The organism is Nitrospirota bacterium (assembly GCA_035516965.1).
Classification (GTDB): Bacteria; Nitrospirota; UBA9217; order UBA9217; family UBA9217; genus MHEA01.
Genome location: DATIZR010000101.1, coordinates 1 through 4,089 on the forward strand (window position 1 = coordinate 1; position 4,089 = coordinate 4,089).

A 4,089-nucleotide genomic window follows, 5' to 3' on the forward strand; every position below is an offset into this window, starting at 1 on the left:
TGTCAATAAACTGGACAAGCTGCCGCCGGGCTGCCGTGCAGGCGACAACTCCCTTGCTTTCCGCGGCGGGTTTCTCCTTTGGGAGAAGGACATCCGAAAGAAATTGTGCGCACCATCCAAACCAAGACCTTTCTCAGCTCAAAGAGAACGAAAGACTCGAAGGAATTCAACGTAATTCATATATTGATCCATCAGTTCGTCGAACGGTGTGCTGAGAAACCGCCCGTGCTGACCCCTGCGTGAGCCGGTATAAAGATTCGGGGGGGTTCGTAAGCATTGAGCGGAGAAATCATATTCAAGAAATAGAGGAATGGTGCTATGAAGAAACTCGTGTTGCTCCGTCACGGCGAAAGCATGTGGAACAAGGAGAACCGGTTCACCGGCTGGACGGACGTCGGACTGACCGAAAAAGGAACGAACGAGGCGCTCGAGGCGGGAAAGCTCCTCCGGAAGGAGGGCTTCGTCTTCGACATGGCCTTCACCTCGGTGCTCAAGCGCGCGATCAAGACGCTCTGGATCGTGCTCGAGGAGATGGACCTCATGTGGATCCCGGTCCGTAACCACTGGAGACTGAACGAGCGGCATTACGGCGCGCTCCAGGGGCTGAACAAGGCCGAGACCGCGGAAAAACACGGGATGGAACAGGTCAAGATCTGGCGAAGGAGCTACGATATTCCGCCGCCAATGCTCGAGAAGGACGACGAACGCTATCCCGGCAGGGACCCGCGCTACGCGGACCTGAGGCCGGAAGAGATGCCGTTGACGGAATCGCTGAAGGACACGGTTGCGCGCTTTCTGCCTTATTGGAAGGAGACCATCGCGCCGGTCGTGCGGTCCGAAAAACGGGTAATCATTGCAGCACACGGGAACAGCATACGGGCTCTGGTCAAGTATCTCGACAATGTGCCCGCGGCGGAGATCGTCGGCCTCAACATACCGACCGGCATCCCTCTGGTCTATGAGCTGAAGGATGATCTGAAACCCATCCGCAGCTATTACCTCGGCGACCCCGAGGCGGCGAAAAAGGCGGCGCAGGCAGTAGCGGACCAGCTGAAGAAGTGAAACGTGAAGAATGAAATACACGGGTCTCATCTGTGAAGGGAGCCTTTGATCAAGAGATCTCTGAACATAGTTGTTGGCGTGATCGCATGCCTGTCAGCAGCCATTCTCCTCTTGGCCGCTCCTTGGGCCGAAGCCGCGACAGCAACGGAAACCGGCGTCGATAAGAGGCAGTCAGCCGCTGCGGCTGCTGCTGAACCTTCGCAGTTCTATTCCCAGGACGGCTGGCTCGATTTCAGCGGTTTCCTTGATGAGGCCTACGGATTTGTTCCGATTGCGTCTCCGATCACGGAGCCGGCAGTCGGTTACGGCCTTGCCGGCGGACTGATATTCGTGGACCGGAACAAGGAAAATGCAGAGGCCGGGCATTGGCGGCCGAACCTCACCGCCGTTGGCGGCCTGGGCACGGAGAACGGTACCTGGGGCGCGTTCGCCGCAGACTCCCGGTACTGGATGAACGACCAGCTGCATACTCTGGCAGGCGCTATCACCGCCTCGGTGAACCTCGACTTCTACGGGACCGGCAAGAACGATGTCGTCCGGGACCGCCCGCTCTCATACAACCTCAAGCCCAGGGGCGGGTTCCTGCAGGGTCAGTATCGCATCGCGGACTCGCGGGTCTGGGCTGGCCTCGGTTATGTCGCAGCCGTCACCGACGTGTCGTTCGAAGCTGCCCCCGGCGACAGTCGTCTCCCGCAGTTCCAGAACGTGTCTCACGTAGGCGGGGCGCTGGTGTCGCTCACCTTTGATTCGCGCGACAACATCTTCACGCCCCTGAAGGGCGCCTACCTGGACGCTTCTGCCGGCTTGTTCAGCCCGGCTCTCGGCAGTGATCACGCGTTCCAGAGGGTGACCCTCACGGCTATGCAGTTCCTTGCCCTGCATCCCGAGCTGTCCTTCGGCGTCAGGGCTGGAGGCACGATGAGTTCCGGCGATGTTCCGTTCTATCTGCGGCCCTATGTCCAGCTGCGGGGCGTGCAGGCAATTCGCTACCAGGGGGACGATGTTGCGCAGATCGAGGCGGAGCTCCGGTGGCAGTTCTGGAAGCGCTTCAGCATTGTCGGCTTCGGCGGATGGGGCGCTGCCTGGAACGACTTCACGCGCGTGGACAACAGGATCACCGTGACGAGCGGCGGCGTGGGGTTCCGGTATGAGCTGGCGAGCAGGTACGGGCTGCACATGGGCATCGATGTTGCCTGGGGCCCGGACAACCCGATCGTCTACGTTCAATTCGGCAGCGCCTGGGCACGGCCGTGAGGACGGGGCGAGATGATGCATAAGCAGGGTGAGAAAGGGATCATCATGCGTATAGGAACGTTCCTGTTCATCATATGTTTGTTCTTCTCATTACCATCACACGCCGAAGAAGCAAAGTCCGGCCCCTACGCCGGATCCTCGAGCTGCCGTGAGTGCCATGAGAAGTTCTATCAGCTCTGGTCCACGTCAAAGCATGGGCTTGCCATGCAGCCCTACACGCTGGGGTTCGCTGCCATCCAGCTCACGCCTCAGCAGGGTGAGATCGTGATCGGAAAAGACAGGTACCGCGCCGATATCAATGAGGGCGTCGTGATCGAGACCGGCCAGAAGGGGACGAAGAAGTACAAGATCGAGCATGTGCTCGGCGGCAAGAACGTCTACTACTTCCTGACGCCATTTACTAAAGGCAGGCTCCAGACCCTTCCCGTCGCCTATGACGTGAACAAGAAGGAGTGGTTCGACACGGCTGCCAGCGGCATGCGGCACTTCCCGGGAGGGGAGAGGGGCGAGACGGTCAGCTGGAAGGAGTCGCCATACACTTTCAACACCGCTTGCTACAGCTGCCACGTGAGCCAGCTCTCGACTAATTACGATCCCAAGAAGGACACTTACCATACCACCTGGAACGAGCCGGGCATAAATTGCGAGACCTGCCACGGCCCTTCAGCAGAGCACAACAAAATAGCGAAGGCCAGGCCAAAAGGCCAGTCCCTGACCGAGTACGGGCTCATCAGGACCAAGATCATGACGAAGCAGCAGCGGAGCGACCTCTGCTCAAGCTGTCATGCGAAGGCAAGCCCGCTGACCACGGAGTACAGGTCGGGAGACCGCTTCTTCGATCACTTTGATCTCGTGACGTTTGAAGACCCCGACTTCTATCCCGATGGCCGCGACCTGGGCGAGAACTATACGCTGACCTCGTGGAGAATGAGCCCCTGCGCCAAATCGGGACAGATCGACTGCATTCACTGCCATACTTCCAGCGGCCGGTACCGGTTCAAGCAGGAGAAGTTCAACAACGCCTGCATGCCCTGCCATGAGGACAAGGTTAAGGACCCGATGGCGCACACGCACCATCCCGGGTCGAGCGAGGGAAGCAAGTGCATCTCCTGCCATATGCCAATGACCGCTTTTGCGCGGATGAACCGGTCTGACCATTCTATGCTTCCGCCAACGCCGGCAGCGACCCTTGTTTACAAGTCTCCCAATGCCTGCAACACTTGCCACAAAGACAAAGACGCGGAATGGGCCGATAAGCTTGTGCGGCAGTGGCGCGCCCGGGATTACCAGGCGCCGATCCTTAAGCGCGCGGCGCTTATCGATGCGGCCCGCAAACGGGACTGGACGAAGCTGACGGATATGCTTGCCTATATCAATGATCCCAAACACGACGAGGTGTTTGCTACCTCGCTCATTCGCCTCATCTCCCCAACGCAGGACCAGAAGACCTTGAGCGCGCTGCTCACCGCGGCCAAGGACCCGTCACCGCTCGTTCGCGGCGCAGCGGTCCAGGCGCTGGGTCTGATGCCGAGCACCGAGAGCTTGCAAGCCCTGATCGAAGCAACAGGCGATGAGTACCGTCTGGTGAGGGTCCGGGCAGCGGCAGGGATCGCAGCATTCCCGCGGATGACCGCGCCGCCTGCCTATCAGGCGCAGCTCAGGAAAGCCGAGCAGGAGTATCTTGCTTCCATAACAGCTAGGCCCGACCAGTGGACGTCCTACTACAACATGGGCAACTACCAGCTTAGCCAGGGCGAAGCGATGAAGGCCGTT

At 59.4% G+C, this 4,089-nt stretch carries 3 protein-coding genes; all 3 read left to right on the forward strand.

Going from position 1 to position 4,089, the window contains the following annotated elements; translation table 11 throughout:
* Positions 1–318 precede the first annotated feature (318 nt).
* Positions 319–1,062, forward strand: coding sequence for a 2,3-diphosphoglycerate-dependent phosphoglycerate mutase (gene gpmA, locus VL197_15100; GenBank protein ID HUJ19310.1), 744 nt, complete (start codon positions 319–321; stop codon positions 1,060–1,062).
* 45 nt (positions 1,063–1,107) lie between these two features.
* Entirely contained in the window at positions 1,108–2,316 is a 1,209-nt protein-coding gene (locus VL197_15105; protein HUJ19311.1) for a BamA/TamA family outer membrane protein, read from the forward strand.
* A 12-nt stretch (positions 2,317–2,328) separates the two neighbouring features.
* A partial coding sequence (locus VL197_15110) for an ammonia-forming cytochrome c nitrite reductase subunit c552 (GenBank protein ID HUJ19312.1) occupies positions 2,329–4,089 on the forward strand: 1,761 nt, incomplete at its 3' end.

What these genes read in the sequence shown, in the direction of transcription:
- gpmA (HUJ19310.1), top strand. Translation starts at nt 319, where the DNA reads ATGAAGAAACTCGTGTTGCTCCGTCACGGCGAAAGCATGTGGAACAAG.